The sequence below is a fragment of the Pseudomonas sp. LBUM1660 genome (assembly GCF_059695935.1).
Map to the genome: position 1 here is coordinate 929,200 of NZ_CP166795.1, position 23,920 is coordinate 953,119.

The following is a 23,920-nucleotide window of genomic DNA, read 5'->3' on the forward strand; positions in this document are numbered from 1 at the left end:
AGTGGCCACTCAGCCAGATGCTCCAGTACCTGAAATTGACCGCCCCACCACCTCGGACGCGATAGCGCATGAGCGAACAGAAAGTCTCCATCTTTGTTGACCTCAACGGAAACCTGACTGAGCGGGCGGAGCGTTTCGGCCGTGCCCTGTCGACCCTTTCCCGTAGCGGGCAGCAGAGCATGCAGCTGCTGGGGGCCGGTGTTCGCCGTAGCAGCGCAGCGGTGGACAGGTGGGGCAACCGCGCGGCGCTGGCCGGTGCGGCGGCGGGTTACGGGTTCAAGCGTACCCTGCTGACCACAGCGGCCCAGTTTGAAAAGTTCGAGAGCATCCTGGGTACGATTGAGGGCAGCTCAGAAAAGGCCAAGGCCTCCATGGCCTGGGTGACCGATTTTGCCGCGAAAACCCCCTACGAACTGGCGGGGGTCACCGACGCCTTCGTCAAGCTCAAGGCCTATGGGATCGATCCGCAATCAGGGGCGCTAGCTTCTGCAGGTGATGCTGCGGCGGCCATGGGCAAACCTTTGGAGCAAGCCGTCGAGGCCTTGGCCGATGCCATGACCGGTGAAAACGAACGCCTCAAAGAGTTCGGCATCACCACCAAAACCGTCGGCAACAAAATTGTTTATCAGTGGCAGCAAAACGGCAAAAGCATGGTGTCCACCGCGAGTAAAAACTCCAAAGCTCAGATTCAGGCCACCATCGAAGGGATCTGGAATGGCAAGTACAAAGGCGCGATGGACAAGCTGTCCACCACCTGGGATGGCATGACGTCCAACCTGGGGGATAAATGGACCGTGTTCCAGAAGGATGTCATGGCCAGTGGCGCCTTCGACTTCCTGAAAACCGAGTTGCAATCGCTGCTGACTGAAATCGACCGCATGAAGGAAACCGGCGAATACGACAAGCTGGTGGAAACGGTGGGCACCAACCTGGTCGAAGGTTTCAAGACCGCCAAGGAAGCGGCCATCGCCATCAAGGACGTCGCGACGGACTTAAAACCGCTGGTCGAGGCCATCGGCAAGGCACTGCAGTTTCTTGACGCCAAAGTCGGCTACGCCAACCTGGCCAAGACATTGGCGGCGCTCTATCTCATTAACAAAGCCATGCGCTTAGGTGGCGCCCCCATTGCCCAAGCCGCGTGGAAAGGTTCGGCCTGGACCTACGGAAAGCTGCGTGGAAAAGGCGCACCCGGCGAAATGCCGGGCGTGGGCGGCGTCGGTGGTCCAGTCGGAGGCGGTGGTCGCGGCCTGGGCGGCTTCGGCGGCGCCGTGCCGGTGTACCTGGTCGATGGTCCGATGAGCGTTATGCCTGACCGTCAGAATCCGGCGAACGGTCCGGACGGCAAAAAAACACCGTCACGTACTCAGCCGAACAAAGCTGGCCGCCTGGCACGCATCGGCGAGACCTTGGCACAAGGTGCCGTGCAAGTTGGTGGTGGGCTCAAAAACACCGCCAGTGGCATTGGCACCGGTAGTTTGATTAAAGCCGGGGCCGCCGGTGCGGCGGTTAACGCGGTGATGCTGGCCCCTGTTTTGATGAGTGACGCGCCGATCGATCAAAAGGTACAGGCCACTGGCGAAGCCGTTGGCGGCGGCTTGGGTGGTTGGGGAGGCGCCGCCATGGGCGCGGCCATCGGCACTGCGATTGTGCCGGGGATCGGGACGGCCATCGGTGGTTTGCTCGGCGGATTAATTGGCGCGTGGGGCGGTGCCGAACTCGGCGGCGCGGCGGCCGACAAGGTCAACAGCGCACTGGACCTCACCGTCAAAATTGAAGGTGCGCCGGGTCTCACTGGCCAAGTCACGTCGATGAAAACCAGCGGCGCCGACCTCAACGCCGACATCTACAACGGTGCCGGGATGATGATGCCATGAGCTGGCGTGATGAGCTTCGCCCGGCCTCGTTCCGTGGCGTCCCGTTCCTGGTCGAAAGCAGCGACCAGCAACTAGGGCGCCGTGCGGTCCAAACCGAGTACCCCGGTCGCGACGAGCCGTTCCCGGAAGACCTCGGCCGCCGTGCGTGGGCTGACTCGCTGTCGGCGTTTGTCCTGGGCGACGATCACCTGGCACAGGCGCAGCGCTTGGCCGAGGCGCTTAACAAGTACGGTCCCGGCGAGTTGGTTCACCCTTACATCGGTACGCGCCAGGTGCAGATCGGTGAAGTCGGCCTGCGCCACAACAGCCGTGAGGGCGGCGTCAGTACCTTCACCATTGCGCTGCTGGAAGCAGCACCGGCGGTCACGCCGAACCAAGCGCCGAACACCGATATCGCGCTGCAGGAATCGTGCGCCGTTGCCGAAAAATCGCTGCTCAGCGAGTTTGTGGAGTTCTTCAGCGCTGAGGGCATGACGCAGGGGCTGGTCGATGAACTGGCGCTGGCCTATGACACCGCGCTGGAGACGGTCGCGCCCCTGCAAGACCTGTGGGCCAGAGGCCAGAACTTGTGGTCCAAGGGCCAAGGTTATGTGGGCTTGGGTACAAGCTGGATTGCCACCGGCCAAAGCTGGATGGCCCGTGCCAGCGACATCGCGAACGCTTTCAGCGACCCCATGGCCTTGGGCGGCGGACTGTTTTACGGACTGCGCGACATTGTTGGCGTGTTCGGTCACGTAGGCAGTAGCAGCCAATCGCAAAGCACATCGTCCACCACACCCACTGCCCCGACCCCGGCCACGCCGTCACTGAATACGCCCACCACCCCGGCGACCCCTTCGGCGGAAAAGGTGTTGGACGTCCTGCGCAATCTGCCGTCGGTGGAGGACACTCGTATTCACCCGGTCAACCTGACCACCAGCCGCCAGGAGCAAGTGCGTATGCAGGCCGGGCTGTTGGACCTGGTCAACAGCGCCACGGTGATCGCCGCCGGCCAAGCCAGCAGCCTGGTGGAGTACCGCGACCAGGAGCAGGCCCAGCAAGTCCAGAACGTGTTCATGGCCGCCATCGAGCAGGCGCAACAGCGGGCCAGCGACACCGTGTACCAGGCGCTGGAAAACGTCCGTGTCGACCTGATCAACGACCTGGGATCACGCGGCGCCGGCTTGCCTTCCGTCACACGGGTGACGCCGACCCAAACCTTGCCGGCCTTGGTGCAGGCGTATCGGTTGTACGGCGACAGCCGACGTGAAGCACAACTGGTGGAGCGCAACCAACTGTCCCATCCGGGCTTTGTGCCGGCCGGTGAATCGCTGGAGGTGGTGCGATGAACGATAGCGCCAACCACCCCAACCGCGCCGAGCTGAACATTGGCCGTTCACGCTTTGAGGGCTGGACCTCGGTGTCGGTCACGCACTCGATTGAACAGGTGGCGTCGAGCTTTGACTTGTCACTGACGGACCGCTGGTCGGTGAACCAGGAGCCGCGCCAAGTGCGTGGTGGCGACGCCTGCGGTCTGTCTCTTAATGGTCAACCGCTGGTCAATGGGTTTATCGACGCGCCTCGTCCCGGCTATGACGCCCAAGCGCGCCGCTTGAGTGTCAGCGGCCGGGCCAAAACCTGTGACCTGGTCGATTGCTCGGTGGCGGTGGAGGGTGGACAGTTCAAGGGACAGAGCCTGGTGCAGTTGGCCAAGGCGTTTTGCAAACCCTTTGGCATCGAAGTCGTCAACACCGTGGCCGATGCCAATAGCCCGGTCGGCGCGAACTGGCAACTGGAGCCGGGCGAGACCGGGTTTGAATCATTGGAGCGTGCGGCACGCTTCTGCCGGTGTTTGCTCACCTGCGACCCGGCCGGGCGCCTGGTGATCACGCGTGCAGGCACTGAGGTGCTGCCGATCCACCTGCGCCATGGCGAACAGATCATTGCGGCCGACGGCGACTTCGACCAGCGCGAGCGGTTCTCCGAGTACGTGGTCAAGGGCGATAGCGCCTCCGGCGGTGCGGACTTTGACCACCAGGACGGCGAGGCCGCCACCCAGAGCGTGGGCCGGGCAACGGACGACGGCGTTCGTCGTTATCGGCCCAAGGTCCTCATTGCTGACGACAACCTGGACAACCACAAGGCCGGTCTTCGAGCGGACTGGGAAATGCGTCGGCGCCGCGCTCGTGCGGAAAAAATCGAGATCACCGTGATGGACTGGAACATGGACGGCACGAATCGGCTGTGGCCGATCAACTACCAGGTGCGGGTGACCGATCCGTGGCTGGGGCTGGACGCCCGGTTGCTGCTGATCACCGCCGTGAACTTTACCCGTAACGAGCAAGGCACCCGGACCAAGCTGTCGCTAATGCCGCGTGAAGGTTTTGTGGTCGATCCGATTTTGCCCAAAACAGCAAAGAAACAAGCCGCCGCTGGCTTGAGCTTTGGTCCTGACGAAACGCAGGTTTCTTTTACTAGCCCGACAGGTGCGAAATGAGTACGTCTCGACTGCTTGAGCCCATGGCTCGTCGTCTAAAACTGATGGTTGGTCGCTGCTTGTTGGTGGCCGTTAATGACAACTTGCAACGCCAAAACGTCCAGGTGCGCCTGCTCAGTGATGAAGTTGCGGATGAGATCGAACACTACCAGCAAGCCGGATTCACCAGCGTTCCACTGGCCGGTGCGGTAGGTTTGTTTCTGGCCTCGGGCGGCAAGCGTTCCGGGCTGGCGGCGTTCCTCCTGGAGAACAAGGAGAAACGCCTCAAGGGCCTGAAGCCCGGTGATGCCGCGATCTATCACATCAGCGAAGACCACCACCTGGTGCTCAAGGAGAACGGCGTGGCGCTGCTGATGTGCAAGCGCTTTGAAGTCCAGGCCAGCGAACAGGTGCACTTCGAAACGCCGCTGGCCACCTTCAGCGGCGCGGTCGAAATCGCCAAGACCAGCAAGGCGCTGGATCACCTGAGCAGCGGTATCAGCGGCAAGGGCCATCAACACACCGGCAACCTGGGTGTCCCGACCAGCGCTCCTCTGGGAGGTGCCTGATGGACTTGGCCATGGTCTGGCGTAACGGCTTTGGTTATCTGCACCTGGACGGCAGTGACCTCGCCGTGGATGAGGGTTTGCGCACGGCGGTGCTGGTCAGCCTGTTCACCGACCGCCAGGCGCGGGCCGATGATCGCCTGCCCGATGACAGCGGTGACCGCCGTGGGCATTGGAGTGACAGCTACCTGCCCGGCGATGACCAGGAGGGCTCGCGCCTATGGCTGCTGGAGCGGGAAAAGGTGCTGCCCGAAGTGCTGCGCCGTGCCGAGGATTACAGCCGCGAAGGCTTGAACTGGATGCTCGAGGACGGCGCCGCCAGTGCCGTGACGGCCGCGGCATGGACCACGGGCCAAGGCGATCTGAACTTGCGCATCGGCATCACCCGCCCAGCGGGTGAAGTCGAGACCTTTGAATTTACGGATATCTGGAACAAGGAGGCTCAGCATGCCTTTTGAACGCCCAACGTTACCCGCGCTGATGGAGCGCGCAGCGGCCGACATCGAAACCTGGATGCCGGGCGGGGATGCTCACGTGCGGCGGCACAAACTGCACCTGCTGACCAAGGTCAACGCGGGGGCCGCCCATGGCCACCACGGCCACCTGGCCTGGCTGGCCAAGCAACTGCTGCCGGACCAGGCGGAGTGGGAGACCTTATTGCGCTGGGGCAGCCTATGGGGCCTGTACCCGCTCACCGCCTCCGGGGCTTACGGTACGGTGGCGGTCACTGGCCAGCCTCGGGCGTTACTCAAGTCCGGCGAGGTCTATCAGCGCGCCGATGGCTGGGAATACGTCGTCTCGCAAACCATGAACCTGGACGCCATGGGCAAAGCCAACGTGCCGGTGGTGTCACTGCTTGGTGGTTACGCCGGTAACTGCGCCCCCGACACCAGTTTGCGCTTGACCCGTGCGGTCGCTGGCATCGGCTCCAGTGCCAAGGTGATCAAAGTGGCCACCGGTGCGGACGCCGAAACCCTGGAGTCATTCCGCGAGCGGGTGACGTTCCGCCTGCGCCATCCGCCCCAAGCGGGCGCACTGTATGACTACGTCGCCTGGGCGCGTGAAGCGCATCCGGCAGTGACCCGTGCGTGGTCCTACCGCAACGAGATGGGCGCCAACACCATCACCGTTCGTCTGGTCTGTGACCACGACCCGGCCGGGCTGATTCCCAACCAGGCACTGCTCGATGAGGTGTATGCCTACGTTCGGGCCATCATGCCAGCGACGCCTGAACTGTATGTGATTGCCCCCATACCGGTCAGTGTCGCCACCGATCTATCCGTCCAGCCGGACACCCCCGAAGTGCGCGACGCCGTGACTCTGGAGGTCAAGGATTGGTACTTGATCGACCCCGATATCAAACCGGGCGGTGTCGTTTACCGCTCGCGCCTCTCCGAAGCGATCAGCAAGGCAGCGGGCGAACGCTCGCACACGCTGCGGTTGCCCGCCGCCAATCTCGCGATGGGCATTGGCGAAATCCCCGTACACGGCAACATCACCTGGGCCCCTTAAGGAAAAATACTGTGAGCGCTTTTACTGATTACGCGGAAAACATACTCCTACGCGCCACGCTGCGTGGTGAGGCCTTCGTGCCCCCGACAGAGCTGTACATCGGGCTGTTTACCAGCGCGACGGGCGACCTCGATGGCGTCGGCAGTGAGGTGGTCGGCAATGGTTACCTGCGCATTCGGGCGACGTTTGCCGCGCCGGTGGCGGATGTCGATGGCAGCACCTTTTGCGCCAATGAAACCGACTTGCGCTCGCCGCAACCAAGTACCGCGCCGTGGGGCAGTGTCAGCCACTTTGCCATTTTTGACGCAGCGGCCGGTGGTAACCGCTGGTATCACGGCCCCTTGCTTGCTGCGCGGCTGATCGAGACCAACGACCTGTTTTTCGTCGCGGCCGGCGACCTTGCCGTGAAGTTGAATTAAAGCCATGGCGGCCTACAAAAACCCCTTGCGCGCCGGTATGGCCTGCGGTCTGCCCATCGTGACGTGGGTAGTATCTTCGGCCGGGTCTATCGTCGCGACGGCGAGTGTTCGCGGCGATGGCAAGCGCCTGCGGCGTACCAGCGCGGCGCTGCAGGCCAGCGCCGAGGTGCGGGCGGTCGGGTATCGCTTGCGGCAAATCGAGGGGCGCATAACCGCTTACGCCTTGCTGCAAGCGCGGGCCTACCGGTTGCGTCGTGGTGAAGCGTCGGTACTCGCCGAGGCGCAAGTCCGCGCCCGTGGGGCTATCTGGCTGCCGTTGCAACCCGAGCGCCCGGTGCGCTACCGGCGCTACAGCAAGGCGGACTTTCAACAGCAACTGCTCAACCTGTTACCTCGCGGCCGAGCATGGCCACGCGATGGTGAAGACGCCGACCTGATGGGCGCTTGGGCTGAAGAGGCGTATCGCGTAGAGCAGCGCGGCTGGAATTTGCTGGATGAGTGGGACCCGCGCACCACCAAAGAATTGTTTAAAGACTGGGAGGCTTTTTTCGAGCTAGCCGGCACCGGCACAGAACAACAGCGCCGTCAGGCACTGGCCGCCGAATGGCTGGCCGGCGGCACCTTGAACCGTACCGACATCCAGGCCTTGCTCGACCGGTTGCGCATTCAGGCTGACGTCGAGTTCGTCCGACCGTTTCGCGTCGGGATGTCAGCGGTGGGCGATGCCTTATCGACTGACTGGTACAGCACCTGGATCGTTCACGTACACAACCCGCTTGAAGTCGACTTGGTCTGGTTGCAGGACTACCTGCGTCGTATCGCCCCGGCCGGCGATTACGTGCATGTCGTCGCGGCCCCGCCCTCAATCCCTTAAGGAGACCCCATGGACCGTATTTACAACCCCGACCAGGTCGATGATGACCGTATGTTTACCGATGGCGATGTTGCCCTGGACGTTGAAGCGACGCCGCTCGCTGAAAAATTCCTCAACGACGTACAGGAGGAGCTTTGCGCGGCGGCCACGATGGACGGTGACGCCCTGGACCCCGCCAGTCGGACGCAGGTGCGCGATGCCATAGGTCGTCGTGCCACCCACGCGGGAATACAGGCAGGCACTTACGTCAGTGCGATAGCGGACGGCTCAACCGACGCCATTACAGCGGAGTTTTTCCCTGAGCTGACCGATCTGACGCCCGGCATGATTTTGCAGGTGCGCTCGCTGCACGCCAACGTTTTGCCAAATCCGACGTTTACGCCTAACGCTGCACTGTTTAGCGGCCGGCAGATTATTAAAGGCACCGGCCAGCCGCTCGCCCCTGGGGATATTCCCGGCAACAGCCACTGGATCGCCCTGCGGTACAAGCAAGACAGTGATAAATGGGAGCTGCTCAACCCCGCCGCACCCTCAGCGTCCTCCGCGAGCTGCAAGGTTGAAGTGTTCACGGTCAGTGGAACCTGGATCAAACCACCTGGTGCCAAGTCCATTCATCTGAAGATGATCGGTGCGACCGGAGGAGGCGCCAGCGGGCAGGTGAGTCCCGTTGGAACTGCCGCCAAAGGCGGGACTGGCGGCGCTGGCGGCCCCTCGCTCGAAATGGATATTGATGCGCAGTATCTCCCTGACACCTGCGCCGTCTCCGTTGGCGTCGGCGGGAAAGGTGCTGGCCGAAGTAATGGCGCCTCCTATCCTGGAGGTCACGGAGCTGCTTCTTATTTCTTCGCTAGATCGCCGGCGGCCTACAAGGTAAACGGTGGCGAAGGTGGACGTGACGTTGGGCAAAATCCTCCTTTGGGTATGTTTCCAGGAGGGTTGGGGGGGCTTGGAGGAAACGCGGGGCCCGGCGGCATTAGCGGTGGATCTACTGTAGCTATAGGTCAAGGGGGCGGCGGGGGCGGTGCCGTGAGCAGCGCAGGAGCTGCCTTTTACGGCGGCGGTGCGAGTTACAGCGTTCTGTATTCGGCTGGAGGCCTGGCGACGGCGGGTGGTGCAGCAGGAGGGGCGGACGGTATCAGTGCATCCACGACTTCACCCTGGTCAGGTTATCTGTATCCAGGGATTCCTGGCAGTGGTGGCGGCGGGAACGCTACAGGGAATGGTGGCAATGGCGGTCATGCTGGCGGCTATGGGTCAGGCGGCGGTGGCGGTGGCGCGGCTATCGCACCAAACCTATCAGGAGCCGGCGGCGATGGTACTAACGGCGTTGTCATTGTCACGACCTATTTTTGAGGAGCAGTTATGAAATATCTCCAGATTCCTGGCGCCCCAGACGCCGTCATATGGCAAGACGATGAGGGCAACAGTGGCCTCATCAACGAGGGCGGTATCGGCTGGGATGTCTTTCTGACGTGGAAAGCTGAAGGCCATAAACCGCTGTCGATGGAACCAGTGGATAACCGCCCCGTTGATGAGCTGCGCGCCAACGCGGTCGCGGCGATCAATGCGGCGGCCGATGCGGCGCTGATCCCCATCACCAGTCAGTACCCACGGACTGAAATCGACTCCTGGTCGGAGCAATGCCTTGAAGCTCGGGCATGGTTGGCGAACGCGTCGGCGCATACGCCGTTGCTTGATGCAATTGCCGGCCATGTGGATAGCACGCAAATGGAAGCGCTTTGTTTGAACATCCTGAGCAAGGCCGATGGATACAAAACTGCGGTCGGTGGCGTGATCGCCTGGCGCCGGGCAGTGACCCAATGGGTCGAAACCCAAGCGAATCGCGACCGGTTGCGAGGCTTCGTACCGCAGTTCCCCGAGGTGCCTCATGCATCGTAATGACCATGTCACGGCCACGGGCGGCCTACACTACAAGGGCGATCCGCAAACGAACCGGCCTGCCACGGTTGTCACTCACGACATCATGAACGCGCTGCAGGAAGAAGTGGCGCACGTGGTCGAAGCGTATCTGCCTGCGCTGAACAAGGCCGACAACTATCAGCTGCTGGAGGCCGTTCGCCTGGCCATCAACGGCACCCTCGCCGCTGGTGACTACGTCACCCATCCCGAATTGGGAAATGCCGCCTACAAGAACGTGGGGGCCGGTGCCAGCCAAGTCGCCATTGGCAACCATGGCCACCCGGATCTGGCCAGCCTGGTCGAGCTGAATGCCCACCGATACGGGGCGGATCCGCACACGCAGTACGTGTTGAAAGCCAGTTTGGGCAATGCCGCCTATATGTGGGTGGGCGCCGGTGCCGGTCAGGTGGCAGCGGGCAATCATACCCACCCGGAGTTTTCCAACGCGGCCCGTGCGTATTACTCCGACGTCTATTCCTACGGCGCCACCACCACTTGGCAAGCGCTGTCTCTGGCGGCGTCCGTGCTGCCCATCAAAACCGGCGACACGCTGTTCGTACGCTGGCAGCAATATTACGAGTACGGCACCGGCAACGGTACGGCCGGTGCTTATCGCAGCGTCTACACCTACTGGCTCTATCAGGCCGGTTGGTACGTCATTATGGAGCGCCTCTAAATGTTCGATGTTCCCCAACCCTTCGGGCAGGGCAAACGCTCGATGTATGCCCTGTTTAACCGCCTCTCTGGCGCCTTTGTGCTGTTGCTCGGTCGCATGGGCGAAGCTGCCTTGGAGATAGACGAAACCCACTTCATCGCCAAGCCGGTGGAGATCGACCCAGACCTAGAAATGGTTCGCGGCACGGTCGATGCGTTTGAGATTGTACTGCAGGCCGAGCAACCGCCGGTAATTGACGAGTACACCCTCAACGCTCGGTGCAGTGACAAGGTGCTCAAGCGTTACCCCATCCACCGCCAGCTCAATGTGCTGGGGGACCTGCTCGAGGCGCTGGTGAACGAGCTACAGACCACAGGGCCTACCGTGGAGGCGTTCCGGGACATGCGCGCTTATATCGACGAATGTCAGGTGCGCAATGCGCGCTACAAGGCGGCTTATGCTGAAAGTCCGGACTTCGAGTTTCTGAGCAAAGCGGCGCTGGAGCAGCGCGTGCTCGATGAGCTGGAAGGTGGTTTGCACGAAGTCATCGGTAGCCCGCTGGGCAGCGTCGTGACTCCTTTCCATTGAGGTGCGTATGGTTCGTCTAGAACAGTGTGATCCCGTGCTTTGCGCCGCTTTACGCGATGAAGCGTGCCAGCTCTTCGAACGGGAGCCTTCCCGGTTTGTCGACCGCTCGCAACGCTTCGTAAACCTTGGTATCGCGGGCGACTTTGGCCATTACTACAGCGTGCGCCATGACGCGTGCCCGGCTTTTATGTTGGCTGAGTTGTCCCGTTTGGCGCCGCGCCTAGCTGATCACGAGCTGGACCAGGCCTACATCAATGTTTACCCGGCCGGCAGTTTTATCCCACCGCACCGCGACAACACCCGCGAAGGCCACCTGGCCATGGTCGTCGTGCCCTTGCAGAGCGATCCCGTCCAAGGCGTGACCTGGTACGACGAGCAGGGTACGGCGCATCACGTCGTCGACGAGATTGGCCAGGCGTTGATCTTCGACAGCCTGGCCATCGTGCATGCGGTGCCCGTGGTGTCGGCCATGCGTCTCTCCATCATTTTTCTGTATCGGTGATCCTGTGACCCTACTTAAATCCGTCTATCGCAACCAAGTGGTGGGCCAACTACCCGCAGTCAGTGTGAGCCGCAAGGTGTTGACGGCCGAACAGTTGAAGCCCCTTCAGCAACTCGTCCAGGAGCATGTAAAACCGCGTCCTTATGTGCGCGGTCACCAGCAGCGAATGGGCGCCCATAACACCGACAACCTCAGTCGCTATCGGACGCTTAAGGAATATTCGTGGCCGGCCGGATCCAAGGCCGCGCTGCAACCGCTCCCGGCGGTGCTGGATCGTGAAGCCACGCACTGGATGCTGTACTTCGACGAGGGCGACTTTCTGGACGAGCAGGACGCATGGGTAAACCGCTGCACTCCGGTGGACTTTTACCTGATGGCGCTGTTTTCCAAACAGCACCTGGTCGTCGATGGTCGGGACTACATCCTCGCGGCCGGCGATGCGATCCAGTTCGCCCCGTCGTATCGCCATGCGGTCCCGCCGGCTGGACGCGAGGCCGCGTGGCTCTGTTTTATGGTGTTTCGAAATGGTCTGAAGGAACAAGCTGAATGAATCGTTTGACCCTGCTGGGATTGTGGATCATTTGTGTCGCAGCTGCCGTGGTGGCGGCTATCTGGATGCTTCTGGCCACGCTGGCCGGAAGCACTCGCGCCTGGCGTTTGGCAATTGCCCACGACCAGCTCGCTAACGCTGCGTTTGGTGGGAATGAAGACGAGACCATCAGTAGTCGGGCGGGAAAGGCAGCCCGCTCCGGTAAGCGCTGGGGGTGTGTGCTTTGTAAGTGGCTGGATCGGATCGATCCTGGACACTGCGAGCGCAGCATCGAATTGGACGAGGGTTGAAACTTCGAAAGTAGGAAGCGCCCTGTTGTCAGTTGAGGGTCATTGGGGGACGTACTTCTGACAACAAGGCACCAACAGCAGTTCACCACTGCATGTCAGCCGGAGCTTCCCTTCCGTGTAGACTAGAACAAATCAAGCGATCTGCAATGTATAGGATGGCGTTACTGGGAAATCGGACCGCATCACTTGGGATTTTTCTTACAGTCAGCGCCTGCCCCCCCCCTGTAGGTTCGATCTTACCCCAGCCTTAGGCCGGGGATTTCTCAAAATCAATCAAGGACGAAGCATGATTTCTTCTGCACGACTGGGGGACAAACATGTCTGCCCATTGCCGGGTCACGGTACCACCCCCATTGCCTCCGCTTCTGCTGACACGAATATTAATTTCATGGGCGCAGCCCGTGTGGGTGATGTATGTGGTTGTGGCGCGGTGATCATCACCGGTTTTCCTTCCATTCGGATAAACGGGAGGCCCATGGCTCACTTGGGCAGCCGAACCAGCCACGGCGGGACGATCCTCACAGGGTCAAGTGATGTCGGCGGCGGGTTCATGTTTGGTGGTGGGGCCGAAACTGTAATCATCAACTTCGCACTGCTTGGAGCATTCCAACCTGATGGCTCTGTGGATGATGAACGCATGGCGACTCTGTTGGCTGATCCGAGGCTGACAGAAAAGGCTACTGCTGCGAATGCACTGGTTGACCCCAACGCAGCCCCAAAACCACAGGAAGCAGAACCGCCGAAGCCTATCGTTTGCAATCACCCGGATCAAATGGAAGGGCTGGCCAGCTACATCGCTGGCGAGATGAACCGCAACATACATGACCCGGCCGTGTTGGAAATGAGACGGCTGATTGACTACGATCCCGACGCGGTTGCAAAGCAGTTTGCGGAGCTACCATTGCTCGCACGCTTGGGTGGGCGGCCGAACTTCGGCAGCATCGCAATGGCGAAGAAGGTTACAGCGGCGGCGATCTGGACTAAGAAAGTGGGCCAGAATCAGGAATGGGACCACAAACCGAAGTTACAGGCGATGCACCACGGCGTCGTATGGCACAAGCAGGGGAAGTACCTCTATTTCTACGATATCTGGTCGAACATCCACTATGGCTACGTTGGCGTGGCTGGAGGGCTCTCAGAAAGCGTGCTCTTGGATGGCGCGGGGGCTGAGCAAATCGTCTCCGACACCGTGCGGAAGGTACAAGAGTTGTATTCAAAGCCCAAGGAGGCAAGAACGCTTCTTGGCCCCCACCCTACGGCCAGTCCATGGACGGAACTGCGTTCATGGGATGATGTTGCTGATAGAGTATCGATCAAAATCGGCATAAAACTTTACGAGCAGTATCCCAATGGTGGGCTTACGGCGCAGATCATCATGGACGAGGTTTTGGCAGTTTCGCCAGCAAATTGGGGGGGGGGGATCGATGACCACAAATGTACGTAAGTCACGATCAGGGTGCGCATGGCTGCTAGCGGTTCCGGTAATCCTTATAATGATTTTTATCGGATGGACCGCAATTCTACCCACCGTAACCGTCCACTACGCCAAAGAAGGTAAGGAAGACCTCAAGTATATTTGGAACGTACAGCACCGAGTATACAAAGGGGAAATGTTTATACCCGGAGGGGCCATTAGCGACTACGGGCATTTTTTCCCGGATGAGAATTTTTTCATGATGGTTGATTGGTGGGGTAGGAACGTACGTCACCATTGCGTCAGCATCACGCCCAAGTGGCCCAATACGCACATCTATCTTGATGCGAACGGCGACATTGATAGCAGTGAAGGCAGTGGTACAGATATTGATCGCCTGAAGCCATGCCCGGGCGGGACTTTTGAGCCGTAGGTCGAACCTGCTATCGCTGTGTTAGGCGGCTATTCCGATAATCGCCAGTGAACCCTTTACGCCCCCACTGCTTAGCGCAATCGGGGGCGTTTTTTTTCGCAATTAAGTCGGTGGACTGAACAAAAAACGCCGCGAAGAGGAAAATCAGAGCGCAAAAAAAAAGCGACTGGCCTGGAGGGCAGTCGCATCGCAAATATTTTCGCAAAAAAAACACCTTAGAGTGGACGCTACAAGGCGGCGAAAACACTGTCTGCCTGCCACCTCCCGCGGAGCGCCCGAGTTGAATTAGATACGTGTGAACAAAATTTATATGTAGGAAATTTCTGAAAGAAATTCGCCCCGCAGCTAGCGCAATCGGGGGAGCTTTTGTCCTGCTATTAGGTGGCGGTCGAGGCGTAAACCCGAGGGCCAAACAAACCGCAAAAAACTGGGGGGTTGAGGTGGATGTTAAAATGCCAAACATCGTGCCGCACGGTGCCAAATCCGGCGCCGACTTACAAGTGGTGCGGTCGTTGTAGTGCGCACAGCCGGACGTCAGGGAACGGGTTAACGCGACGATCAGTACGTTGAGTTTCATGGCGGCATCCTTGCGGGTAGAGCGCCAGCATCGGTCTGGTTGTGTTTAACCAAAAATCACCAACCCCCAGATGCAACAAAACCCGCACTTGGCGGGTTTTGTCTTGCTTCGTATTTGGTGGAGCCGGGGGGATTTGAACCCCCGTCCGCCAGTACTCCGCTGTCGGTACTACATGCGTAGCCGTTTCTATTAAGTTAACCCTCAGCGACCCGAAGGGCAGGGTGCTTTGGGCGAGTTGTGTAAGTTTTAGCCGCTTCGTCCACAACGTACTGCACGGCGATTCTGTTCTATATGACAATCACTTTGGGTTTACAGACATCCCCTGGTGATTGCTGGACCCGAAGGTACCAGAAGCTCAGGATCTAAAGCTGCTTACGCAGCGAGAGAGAATTCCTGGCCGTAGGTTTCGTCATTGGCAACTATAAGTAGTTGCAACAGTGGATTTACGAGTTCTGTTACCAACTCGGCATGCACCTAAAGTTTCGCAACCGGCGTCGAATCCTAAACGGCCCCGAGCCTGTTGCTCTGTGAATCATGGTGAGCAACAAGCCTGCGCAGTGTACGCCAAACGCGTGAGAAGGCCAACCCGAAGGTTGGCCGCGAGTGATTATGGGTTGGGTTCGTTGCTCAGTTTGTCAGCGCCAATGCCTGGATGGCCTCGGTGGCGCATTTTTTGTCGTCCCCGGCGGCTTTTGAAGTTTTGGCGCTGGCCAGCAGTCTTTTGATCTCCGGTGCGTTGGTGGAGGTCGCTGGTAGCGTATTCACTTTGGCTTCGAGCTCCTGCAGTTTGCTCGTACAAAGGTCGTTGTCCGCAGCAAATACCGGAGAGGCCAACATTGCAGCAGAAATGAACAGACCAGCGAGTGCGGTACGTTTCATGGATATCTCCTAGAACTGATGGTCTCGGTGCTGCCATATGAGCGGGGCTCGGCCGAGGTCCGAAAACAAGCCACGATTGATGGGGCCTACTTAAAAGACTACGGCGCTGCGCAGGAATTCGGTTTTTGCAAAAAAGGCTATGAAAAAACTGTTTGATAGGAGCAATGGCACTAAAGGGGATTGCCAAACCCCCAGAGGAAACAAAACCCGCAATAGGCGGGTTTTGGTTTGCTTCATATTGGGTGGAGCCATTGCGCCAACAAGGCCAACCCGAGGGTTGGCCCTGAGCGGGATTATTTCCCGCCTTTGCTCGCGTTCTTGAGATCCTGGATGGTTTGGTTGGTCTCGGCGATGCAATCGTCAGTCCCTTCCTTGGTGCCTTTTGCATGATCGGCTTGGGCTTTTTTGACGCTTTCCATGACCTGTTCAGTCATATCCGGTGGAATCTGTGCCTTGGCATTTTCGATGGTTTGCAAGTTGGTCGTACACAGATCTTTTTCGGCGGCAAACGAGGTGGACGCCATCAGTGAGGCAGTAACGAACAGACCTAACAGTACAGAACGTTTCATGTGTATCTCCTTGAACTGAGGGTCCAGGCATCGCTGGCCGTCAGGACGGGCTGCCGAGTTTTGGTAAAGCCCGGCAATGTCCGGGCTTAATGAGTGGACTATGGCAGCGCGTCAGGGTTCTATTTTTCTTGCGTGCCCCTTGCCTGCGTTACCCGGTCCACCAAATAGACTAGTCCGTGATAATCGATTCCGCCGTATTGCGTCAATCCGATCTCACAAGTGCGACTGGTGGAAATCCCTTCGCTGCACTGCTGCACCGCATCCTTGAGCGTGCGTAGCGAATGAGCATTCAACTCCGGCGTGGTGAATCCCTTGTCCCCGGCAAACCCGCAACAGTGAATGCCCTCGGGAATGACCACGTTGTTGCTGCATCTGCGCGCCAGGTCGATCAGCGCCTGACTCTCGCCAAGGTGCTGGGTGCTGCAAGTGACGTGCACCGCGATCGGCGCTTCCTGCGGAGTGAAATCCAGGCGATCCATCAAGTGGGTGCGGATGAATCGCACCGGGTCGTACAGGTCCAGTCGAACTTCGCCCAAATCCTGAACCAGCCGCAACGTGCACGGACTGGTGTCGCAATAGATCGGATCGAGCCCGCCGCGACTGGCGTGCAGCAACGCGCCGATCAGTTCCTGGCGCTTGTGCTCGGCTTGTTCGGCGTAACCTTTGGAAGCAAACGGCTGACCGCAGCAGAGGTTGTCCAGGTTGTCCGGAAACACCACCTGATAGCCGGCTTTTTCCAGCAGCCCACGGGTTTTGTCATACAGTGACATTTGTTCCTTGTCGCCAGCCGCCGGTCCCATAGCGCGTGAGACGCAGGCCGCGAGATAGACCACGCGAGGGCGCTCATCCATTACGACCGGGCTGAAGCGAATGGCTTTTTCCGGCTGCGGCATGGCGTTGGTCCATTGCGGGACCTGGCCTTTGGACAACTTAGTCAGCGTCGCCGAAATCTTCGCCAGGCGCGGTGCGCCCAGCAGCATCCGCGCGCCGTTGGCGACATGCAGGGTGAAGCGTGCACCTTGCAGCGCGGTGGCGAAATTTCCTTCAAGCCAGTTGGCGGTTTTCGTATGCGTCGCCTTGCGGCTGCGAAGCTTTTTCACCAGCTCGCCGGTGTTGATGCCTACAGGGCAACGCTGCGCACACAAACCGGTGGCGGCGCAGGTGTCGATGCCTTGGTATTCGTAGGCGGCTTCAAGTTCGGAGGTGTCGACGCCTGCGCGTTTCTTCGCCTGAATGTCCCGCCAGATCACGATGCGCTGGCGCGGGCTCAGGGTCAGGCCTTTTGACGGGCAGACCGGTTCGCAGAAACCACACTCGATGCACTTATCCACAATCTCGTCTGCGGCCGGCAGCGGTTTCAGGTGCTTGAGGTGGATCTGCGGATCCTCGCTGAGCACCACGTCCGGGTTGAGAATGCCGTTAGGGTCGAGCAGCCGTTTGAGTTGCCACATCAGTTGATAGGCATCGCTGCCCCATTCCAGCTCGACAAAGGGCGCCATGTTGCGACCCGTGCCGTGCTCGGCTTTCAGCGAGCCGCCGAATTCCACTGCCACCAACTGCGCCACGTCGTCCATGAACGCTTGGTAGCGTGCGACTTCTTCCGGGTTGTTGAAGCCTTGGGTGAAGACGAAGTGCAGATTGCCTTCCAGTGCGTGTCCGAAAAGGATCGCTTCATCGTAGTGATGTTTGTCGAACAGCTCGATCAAGCGGTTTACGCCGATGGCCAGTTGTTCAATCGGGAAGGTCACGTCTTCGATGATCACCGTGGTGCCGGTTTTGCGCACAGCGCCGACGGCAGGGAAGGTGTCTTTGCGGATCGCCCAGAGCCGGGCGTTTTCCACTGGATCCTCGGTGAAGTCGACTTGTTTTTCCACGGGGAAAGAAGTCAACGACGCCATGATGTGCGCCAGTTGTTCCTGTAGCAAAGTGGACGATGCGGCGCGGGATTCGATCAGTAACGCGCAGGCATTGTTCGACAGCTGTTGTACGAAAGCCGGCATGCCGGGTTTGTCCTGCACCGAGCGCAGGCTGCGCCGGTCCAGCAGTTCTACCGCTGACACCGGTTGGCTTTTCAGCACGGTGACGGCGTTGCAGCAGGTTTCTACATCCGGGAACACGATCAGCGCCGAGGCCTTGTTCGGGTGGTCGATGACCGTGTCGTAGGTCACCGCGCTGATGAAGCCGAGCGTGCCTTCGGAGCCCACCAGCAAGTGGCTCAAGATATCCACAGGCTCGTCGAAATCCACTAGCGCATTGAGTGACAGGCCGGTGGTGTTTTTCAGACGGTATTTGTGGCGGATTCTTGCGGCCAGTTCGGCATTGGCGCGGGTCTCGCGGCCCAATGTTGCCAGACGCTCGAGCAGCGAAGCATGGCTCTGGCGAAACGCCGCAACACTTGCCGCATCTTCGGTATCGAGACGGCTGCCGTCAGCCAGCACCAGACGAATACCGGCCAGCGTGTGGTATGTGTTCTGCGCCGTGCCGCAGCACATGCCGCTGGCGTTGTTGGCGACGATGCCGCCGATTTTGCAGGCGTTGATCGAGGCCGGGTCGGGACCGATCTTGCGCCCGAACGGCGCCAGCCAGGCGTTGGCCTGCGCGCCGATCACACCCGGTTGCAGGCGGATTTGCGTGCCTTGGCCGCGGATCTCACGCCCGTTCCAGTTATCCCCAAGCACGATCAGCACCGAATCGCTGATGGCCTGGCCGGACAGGCTGGTGCCGGCCGCGCGGAAAGTCACCGGGACCTGGTCACGTTGCGCCAGTTTGAGCAGCGCGACCACTTCGTCTTCGGACTCGACACGGATCACCAGTTTCGGAATCAGCCGATAAAAACTGGCGTCGGTGCCGAAGGCCAATGTCGACAACGGGTCGTCGAAGCGCCGCTCTTGGGGAATCAGTTGCTGCGCATCTCGCAGGAAAGCCGCCGGTAGAGTCATTGGTCCTCCAGAATCAAAACCACCAGGTCTTTCGGACCGTGCGCGCCGTAGGCCAGGACTTGCTCGATATCGGCGGTTTTCGACGGGCCGGACACCAGCAGGGCGTTGGTCGGCATGCCTTGCGCCCAGTTGAATTCCTGCTGGACCTGATAGAAGTTGTCGCGGATTTCACTGGCCCTCAGCAGGGCAAAATGCACCGGCGGCACCAGGCTCATCAAGCGCGGTTCTTCCGGTGTCGGCCAGAGAATCAGACTGCCGGTGGCGGCGATTGCACCGAGGGTGGTGGTCAGGCTGACCGGGGTGTCGTTGAACAGCTCGGCTTTCCACTCTTCAACCGGGCGGTCGTAGGACTTGAGTGTCGGCAGGCCTGGATTGTTCGCCCAGTGTTGAGTGACGCGTTGGCCGTGAGGCGTAGTCGGTGCGATCAACAAGCTCGGCAACTGGCGGTCTCGCAGCAACTGTGCGAGCAGCGCCGGCCAACCTTCTCCGGACGTCAGGTGGATTTCGGTGTGCACCGCTTCCATCAGTTTGCGCAGTTGTGGGATGCGTTGTTCGGCGGTGTAGGTATAAGGCGCTGTCACCAGCTCGACGTCGAACGCGTCAGGCACCGGCGTGGTGCCTGTCAGACTTTTCCGTAGTTTGGCGAGGATGTTTTGCTTGGCGCTCATCAACGATCTCCCTGTTTGGCCAGATGTTCACGGGCCATGTCATGCAGTGAGCGGGCAGCGGGTTTCGGTGCGCTGTGGTTTTGCGTCCACGGACCAACATTGTTCGGTGCCAGGGCGCGCAGCCGTGTGGCGAAAAAGCCGAACAGACGATACAGCGTCGGCGAGCTGTTGAGTCTGGCCCAGGCGTTCCAGATAAAACGTTCCTTGCGCGAATACTTGCTGCCCTGGCCGCGCATGACTTGATGCGGACTGTCCGGGGCTTTGACATTCTCTTCCCGCAGGCGACGCAGCAGTGCCGGGATCGGAATTTTTACCGGGCAAACTTCACCGCAGGCGCCACACAACGACGACGCGCTCGGATGGTCCGGGACGTTCGCCAGGCCGACCATGTGCGGGGTGATGATTTTTCCGATAGGCCCAGGGTAAACCTCCCCATAGGCGTGACCGCCGATTCGAGTGTAGACCGGGCAATGATTCATACAGGCGCCGCAGCGGATGCAGTTCAGGGTCTGGCGCAATTCGCTGTCGGCGAAGGCCTGGCTGCGGCCGTTGTCGAGCAGGACCAGATGCACTTCTTGCGGGCCGTCGAGTTCATGCGCCTTGCGCGGGCCGGAGATCATGTTGACGTAGGTGGTGATTGGCTGGCCGAGGGCCGAGCGCGTCAACAGCGACAGCAGCGGTACCACGTCGCGCAGGTTTTCCACGACTTTTTCGATGCCGGTGACGGCGATGTGCACCGGTGGCACCGTGGTGGTCATGCGTCCGTTGCCTTCGTTTTCCACCAGCAGCAAGGTGCCGGTTTCGGCCACGGCGAAGTTGACGCCGGAGACGCCGATGTCCGCTTCGAAGAATTTCTGTCGCAAGACTTTGCGACCGATCTGAATGAGTTGGTCAACGTCCTTGGTGTACTCCACGCCAAGTTTGTCGTGGAACAAGGACGCGACCTGACCGGCATTCTTGTGGATCGCCGGCATAATAATGTGTGAAGGCTTCTCGTGATCGAGCTGGACGATGTACTCCCCCATGTCCGACTCCAGGCATTCAATGCCTTGAGCTTCGAGGACATGGTTCATCTCCATCTCTTCGCTGACCATCGATTTGCCCTTGATCACTTGCCGCCCCTCGTGAGCGCGGATGATCGAGAGAACGATGCCATTGGCCTCGTCCACCGTTTCCGCCCAGTGCACTGTCACACCGTTGCGGGTCAGGTTCTGTTCAAGCTGCTCGAGCAGGTCGGGCAACTTTGATAAAGCACGGGCGCGGACAGCATTGCCCAACGATCGCAAATGTTCTCTTTCATGGGCATCGCTGAAGGACGCTGCCCGTTTTGTCATCAGAGAATCCATCGCATTGCGAAAGTTATTTCGCAGCTGCTTGTCACCCAATGCCTTGTGAGCCCGGGTGCGAAAATCTTCTTCCACGGCAACCGTAGGAATAATCGCGGAAGCGTTCATAGAGCACCTCCGGTTCGCTGCCAAAGGAAACTGGCCAAATGTTGGCCGCGCAACGCTTCCTTCTGTTTCTCCAGCGAGCCGTTGATGTTCATCAGGCAACCGCAATCGGCACTGAGTACCTTGTGTGCGCCGGATTCCTTCAACGACCTTGTTTTGTCAGCCACCATCGCGCCGGAAATATCTGGCATACGGACGCTGAAAGTCCCACCGAAGCCACAGCATTCGCTTTCGTGGCTGTGATCGACGCGTTCCACGTTGCCCAGCTGCGCCAGCAACTCGCGGCCATGCAAGTGGGTGTTCATTTCACGACGTGCCGAACACGAGGTGTGCAACGCCACTTTTACCGGCGCACCGCTGTCCTTGAGCTGCACCTTGCAGACGAACAACAGGAACTCGGCCAGTTCATAAGTCCGGGCCGCCAGCGCCTGAACCTGCTTCAACGTCTGCGGCTCGTCCTTGAACAAGTCGGCGTAGTGTTCGCGCAACATCCCGGCACAGGATCCCGACGGCACCACCACCGGAAAGTCTCCGGCGAACAGCGCCAGTTGCGAGCGCGCCACGGTCCTAGCCTGCTCGGTGTAGCCCGAGGTGTAGGCCGGTTGTCCGCAGCAGCTCTGTCCTTGCGGGTATTCGACCCGAATGCCTTCACGCTCCAGCAAGTGGATCGCATCCATCCCGGCTTCGGGGTAGAACAAGTCCACCACGCAGGTCCCGAACAGGTAGACCCGTGACGGTTTCTCGCTGGGGTATTGCCGAGGTTCGGGCAGTGGCGGGGCGACGCGGGTCGCATTTGGCACGGCGTTGTAAAAAAGCTCGCTCATCAGGCGTGTCTCCGGGTGGGCCCGGTTATCCGTCTGTTGAGGCTGCTGAATATAGAGAGGGAAGCTTTCAGCAGCCTTACAGACCGGGTTGTGAATAGCTGACGCCGGAATCGTGGTCCGGCGTCGGTTTTTTCGATGTGGCTTGTAGTCCCTAGTGCACCAACATGCCAGTGAGCCAGTAGGCCTGGACGTAGGTGATCAGGCCGACGATGGTTGCGAAGAACAGGCTGTGCTTGAGGGTGAAGCGGAACAGGTCCGATTCCTTGCCCACCAGCCCGGTCGCGGCGCAGGCCACGGCGATCGATTGCGGCGAGATCATCTTGCCGGTCACGCCGCCGCTGGTATTTGCCGCCACCAGCAGCACATCGCTCACGCCGATCTGGTGCGCGGTGGTCGCTTGCAGCGAACTGAACAGGGCGTTGGACGAGGTATCGGAACCGGTCAGGAACACGCCCAGCCAGCCGAGGAATGGCGAGAAGAATGGGAATGCCGCGCCAGTGCCTGCCAATACCAGTGCCATGGTCGAAGACATGCCCGAGTAGTTGGTGACGAAGGCGAATGCCAAGACCATGCCGATGGACAGAATCGGCCAGCGCAGCTCGTAGAAGGTCTCTCTCAAAGTGGTCAGACCAGTTTTGATGTTGATCTTCAGCACCAGCATCGAGATCAGCGCGGAGAAGAAAATCGCCGTGCCGGTCGCGGAAATCGGATCGAGTTTGAACACCGCTGGAATGGCAGTCGGCGCAGTCACGATCGGCGCGACCTTGATCACCATCTGATCCAGGTGCGGGATGGCGAAGTTGAACACCCAGCTGTACATCGAACCGCCGGCGGCGAACATGGCTTTGAACGGTTTCAGGGTCCAGATGGTGACCAGCACGGTGAGGATCAGGAACGGCGACCAGGCTTTGACGATTTCGAACAGGCTGTAAGGCGACGCCACGCTGGTGCGCGGCTGGCCGAAACCGCCGGCGCTGGCGGTCACCACTGATGCCGAAACGGCACCGGCGATGTGTTGGCCGGCGGCGCGTTTTGGCTGCCAGACTTTCAGGAACAGCGTCAGGGAAATCAGGCTGGCCAGGGCCGAGGTGATGTCCGGCAACTCCGGGCCGATGAAGTTCGACGTGAAGTATTGGGTGATGGCAAAGCTCAAGCCGGCCACCAGCGCAGCAGGCCAGGTCTCCCGAACGCCGCGCAGGCCGTCCATCATGAAAACCAGCCAGAACGGCACGAACAGCGACAGCAACGGCAGTTGGCGACCGGTCATGGCGCCGATCTTGAACGCGTCGATGCCAGTCACTTGCCCGGCCACGATGATCGGAATCCCCAAGGCACCGAAGGCCACCGGCGCGGTGTTGGCGATCAGGCACAGGCCGGCGGCGTACAGCGGGTTGAAGCCCAGTCCTACAAGCAGCGCGGCGGTGATCGCTACCGGCGCACCGAATCCGGCGGCACCTTCAAGGAACGCACCGAAGCAGAAGCCGATCAGCAGAACCTGCAAACGCTGGTCGTCGGTGATCGACAGCACCGAGCTGCGGATCACTTCGAACTGACCACTCTTGACCGTCAGTTTGTAGAGGAACACGGCCGCGACAATGATCCAGGCAATCGGCCACAGACCGTAGGCAAAGCCATAACCTGCAGCGGCGAAGGCCATATCAACCGGCATCTGGAAAGCAAAGATTGCAACGGCGATGGACAACGCCAAGGTAATGCTGCCGGCCACATGGCCTTTGAGGCGGAACACCGCCAACGCCAGGAAGAAAAACACGATGGGGATAACGGCCGCGAGCGCGGAGACGCCAAGGCTGCCGAGCGGGGTATAGAGCTGTTGCCAGGTTTGCATATGGGGTGGCCCCTAATTGTTGTTGGTCAGGCACTGGTCAGCGTTCTTGGATAATTGGTAATACCAATTTACAATCGCTGTTGGCTAGGGTAAAAGCCTTGTATGCGGTGTGTCA

The 23,920-nt window shown here is 59.9% G+C and carries 24 protein-coding genes and 1 other RNA gene; 17 read left to right on the top strand and 8 right to left on the bottom strand.

Annotated elements, in window-relative coordinates; translation table 11 throughout:
• The first annotated feature begins 68 nt into the window (after nucleotides 1-68).
• The 17 genes from ACA068_RS04250 to ACA068_RS04330 all read left to right on the top strand — a co-directional run bounded on the left by ACA068_RS04250 (nucleotide 69) and on the right by ACA068_RS04330 (nucleotide 14,052).
• Complete coding sequence (locus tag ACA068_RS04250) at nucleotides 69-1,874, top strand: tape measure protein (protein ID WP_497307878.1); 1,806 nt, start codon at nucleotides 69-71, stop codon at nucleotides 1,872-1,874.
• A complete protein-coding gene (locus ACA068_RS04255) occupies nucleotides 1,871-3,202 on the top strand; it encodes a DNA circularization protein (RefSeq protein ID WP_497307880.1) in 1,332 nt (443 codons plus the stop codon). Before ACA068_RS04250 ends, ACA068_RS04255 begins: the two co-directional genes overlap by 4 nt.
• Entirely contained in the window at nucleotides 3,199-4,350 is a 1,152-nt protein-coding gene (locus ACA068_RS04260) for a phage baseplate assembly protein (protein ID WP_497307882.1), read from the top strand. Before ACA068_RS04255 ends, ACA068_RS04260 begins: the two co-directional genes overlap by 4 nt.
• On the top strand, nucleotides 4,347-4,898 hold the full coding sequence (locus ACA068_RS04265) for a phage baseplate assembly protein V (RefSeq protein WP_497307884.1): 552 nt from the start codon (nucleotides 4,347-4,349) through the stop codon (nucleotides 4,896-4,898). Before ACA068_RS04260 ends, ACA068_RS04265 begins: the two co-directional genes overlap by 4 nt.
• Nucleotides 4,898-5,353 carry a phage GP46 family protein gene (locus tag ACA068_RS04270; protein ID WP_497307886.1) on the top strand — a complete coding sequence of 152 codons (456 nt, stop codon included), beginning with the start codon at nucleotides 4,898-4,900 and terminating at the stop codon, nucleotides 5,351-5,353. Before ACA068_RS04265 ends, ACA068_RS04270 begins: the two co-directional genes overlap by 1 nt.
• On the top strand, nucleotides 5,343-6,407 hold the full coding sequence (locus ACA068_RS04275) for a baseplate J/gp47 family protein (RefSeq protein WP_497307888.1): 1,065 nt from the start codon (nucleotides 5,343-5,345) through the stop codon (nucleotides 6,405-6,407). The genes ACA068_RS04270 and ACA068_RS04275 overlap by 11 nt, the downstream gene beginning before the upstream one ends.
• 11 nt (nucleotides 6,408-6,418) lie before the next feature.
• Nucleotides 6,419-6,826, top strand: a complete 408-nt coding sequence (locus ACA068_RS04280; RefSeq protein ID WP_497307890.1) for a phage tail fiber protein — start codon at nucleotides 6,419-6,421, stop codon at nucleotides 6,824-6,826.
• Nucleotides 6,827-6,830: 4 nt separating this feature from the next.
• On the top strand, nucleotides 6,831-7,700 hold the full coding sequence (locus ACA068_RS04285) for a putative phage tail protein (protein ID WP_497307892.1): 870 nt from the start codon (nucleotides 6,831-6,833) through the stop codon (nucleotides 7,698-7,700).
• A 9-nt stretch (nucleotides 7,701-7,709) separates the two neighbouring features.
• Nucleotides 7,710-9,053, top strand: a complete 1,344-nt coding sequence (locus ACA068_RS04290) for a hypothetical protein (protein ID WP_497307894.1) — start codon at nucleotides 7,710-7,712, stop codon at nucleotides 9,051-9,053.
• Nucleotides 9,054-9,062: 9 nt separating this feature from the next.
• Complete coding sequence (locus ACA068_RS04295; RefSeq protein WP_497307896.1) at nucleotides 9,063-9,599, top strand: hypothetical protein; 537 nt, start codon at nucleotides 9,063-9,065, stop codon at nucleotides 9,597-9,599.
• Entirely contained in the window at nucleotides 9,589-10,296 is a 708-nt protein-coding gene (locus ACA068_RS04300) for a hypothetical protein (protein ID WP_497307898.1), read from the top strand. Before ACA068_RS04295 ends, ACA068_RS04300 begins: the two co-directional genes overlap by 11 nt.
• Nucleotides 10,297-10,863: a hypothetical protein gene (locus ACA068_RS04305; protein ID WP_497307900.1), complete on the top strand. Its 567-nt coding sequence runs from the start codon at nucleotides 10,297-10,299 to the stop codon at nucleotides 10,861-10,863. It abuts the gene before it with no gap.
• Between the two features lie 7 nt (nucleotides 10,864-10,870).
• The gene (locus ACA068_RS04310) at nucleotides 10,871-11,365 is read left to right on the top strand and encodes a hypothetical protein (RefSeq protein ID WP_497307902.1); all 495 of its coding nucleotides are present in this window, start codon (nucleotides 10,871-10,873) and stop codon (nucleotides 11,363-11,365) included.
• Nucleotides 11,366-11,369: 4 nt separating this feature from the next.
• Nucleotides 11,370-11,915, top strand: a complete 546-nt coding sequence (locus ACA068_RS04315; RefSeq protein WP_497307904.1) for a hypothetical protein — start codon at nucleotides 11,370-11,372, stop codon at nucleotides 11,913-11,915.
• Nucleotides 11,912-12,205 carry a hypothetical protein gene (locus ACA068_RS04320; protein ID WP_497307906.1) on the top strand — a complete coding sequence of 98 codons (294 nt, stop codon included), beginning with the start codon at nucleotides 11,912-11,914 and terminating at the stop codon, nucleotides 12,203-12,205. Before ACA068_RS04315 ends, ACA068_RS04320 begins: the two co-directional genes overlap by 4 nt.
• Before the next feature lie 286 nt (nucleotides 12,206-12,491).
• The gene (locus ACA068_RS04325; protein WP_497307907.1) at nucleotides 12,492-13,649 is read left to right on the top strand and encodes a polymorphic toxin type 44 domain-containing protein; all 1,158 of its coding nucleotides are present in this window, start codon (nucleotides 12,492-12,494) and stop codon (nucleotides 13,647-13,649) included.
• A 49-nt stretch (nucleotides 13,650-13,698) separates the two neighbouring features.
• On the top strand, nucleotides 13,699-14,052 hold the full coding sequence (locus ACA068_RS04330) for a hypothetical protein (protein ID WP_497307909.1): 354 nt from the start codon (nucleotides 13,699-13,701) through the stop codon (nucleotides 14,050-14,052).
• A 692-nt stretch (nucleotides 14,053-14,744) separates the two neighbouring features.
• On the opposite strand, the gene ssrA is transcribed toward ACA068_RS04330, so the two are convergent.
• The 8 genes from ssrA to ACA068_RS04370 form a co-directional block, all read right to left on the bottom strand.
• Nucleotides 14,745-15,142, bottom strand: a transfer-messenger RNA (tmRNA) gene (gene ssrA, locus ACA068_RS04335).
• Nucleotides 15,143-15,256: 114 nt separating this feature from the next.
• Entirely contained in the window at nucleotides 15,257-15,508 is a 252-nt protein-coding gene (locus ACA068_RS04340; protein ID WP_094469201.1) for a PA2433 domain-containing protein, read from the bottom strand.
• Between the two features lie 293 nt (nucleotides 15,509-15,801).
• Nucleotides 15,802-16,077 carry a PA2433 domain-containing protein gene (locus tag ACA068_RS04345; protein ID WP_497307910.1) on the bottom strand — a complete coding sequence of 92 codons (276 nt, stop codon included), beginning with the start codon at nucleotides 16,075-16,077 and terminating at the stop codon, nucleotides 15,802-15,804.
• Between the two features lie 119 nt (nucleotides 16,078-16,196).
• A complete protein-coding gene (locus tag ACA068_RS04350) occupies nucleotides 16,197-19,016 on the bottom strand; it encodes an FAD-binding and (Fe-S)-binding domain-containing protein (protein ID WP_497307912.1) in 2,820 nt (939 codons plus the stop codon).
• Entirely contained in the window at nucleotides 19,013-19,684 is a 672-nt protein-coding gene (locus ACA068_RS04355) for a LutC/YkgG family protein (protein ID WP_497307914.1), read from the bottom strand. Before ACA068_RS04355 ends, ACA068_RS04350 begins: the two co-directional genes overlap by 4 nt.
• The gene (locus tag ACA068_RS04360; RefSeq protein WP_497307916.1) at nucleotides 19,684-21,138 is read right to left on the bottom strand and encodes a LutB/LldF family L-lactate oxidation iron-sulfur protein; all 1,455 of its coding nucleotides are present in this window, start codon (nucleotides 21,136-21,138) and stop codon (nucleotides 19,684-19,686) included. The genes ACA068_RS04355 and ACA068_RS04360 overlap by 1 nt, the downstream gene beginning before the upstream one ends.
• Complete coding sequence (locus ACA068_RS04365; RefSeq protein WP_497307918.1) at nucleotides 21,135-21,959, bottom strand: (Fe-S)-binding protein; 825 nt, start codon at nucleotides 21,957-21,959, stop codon at nucleotides 21,135-21,137. Before ACA068_RS04365 ends, ACA068_RS04360 begins: the two co-directional genes overlap by 4 nt.
• Nucleotides 21,960-22,110: 151 nt before the next feature.
• The gene (locus tag ACA068_RS04370; protein WP_497307920.1) at nucleotides 22,111-23,805 is read right to left on the bottom strand and encodes a lactate permease LctP family transporter; all 1,695 of its coding nucleotides are present in this window, start codon (nucleotides 23,803-23,805) and stop codon (nucleotides 22,111-22,113) included.
• Between the last annotated feature and the right edge of the window lie 115 nt (nucleotides 23,806-23,920).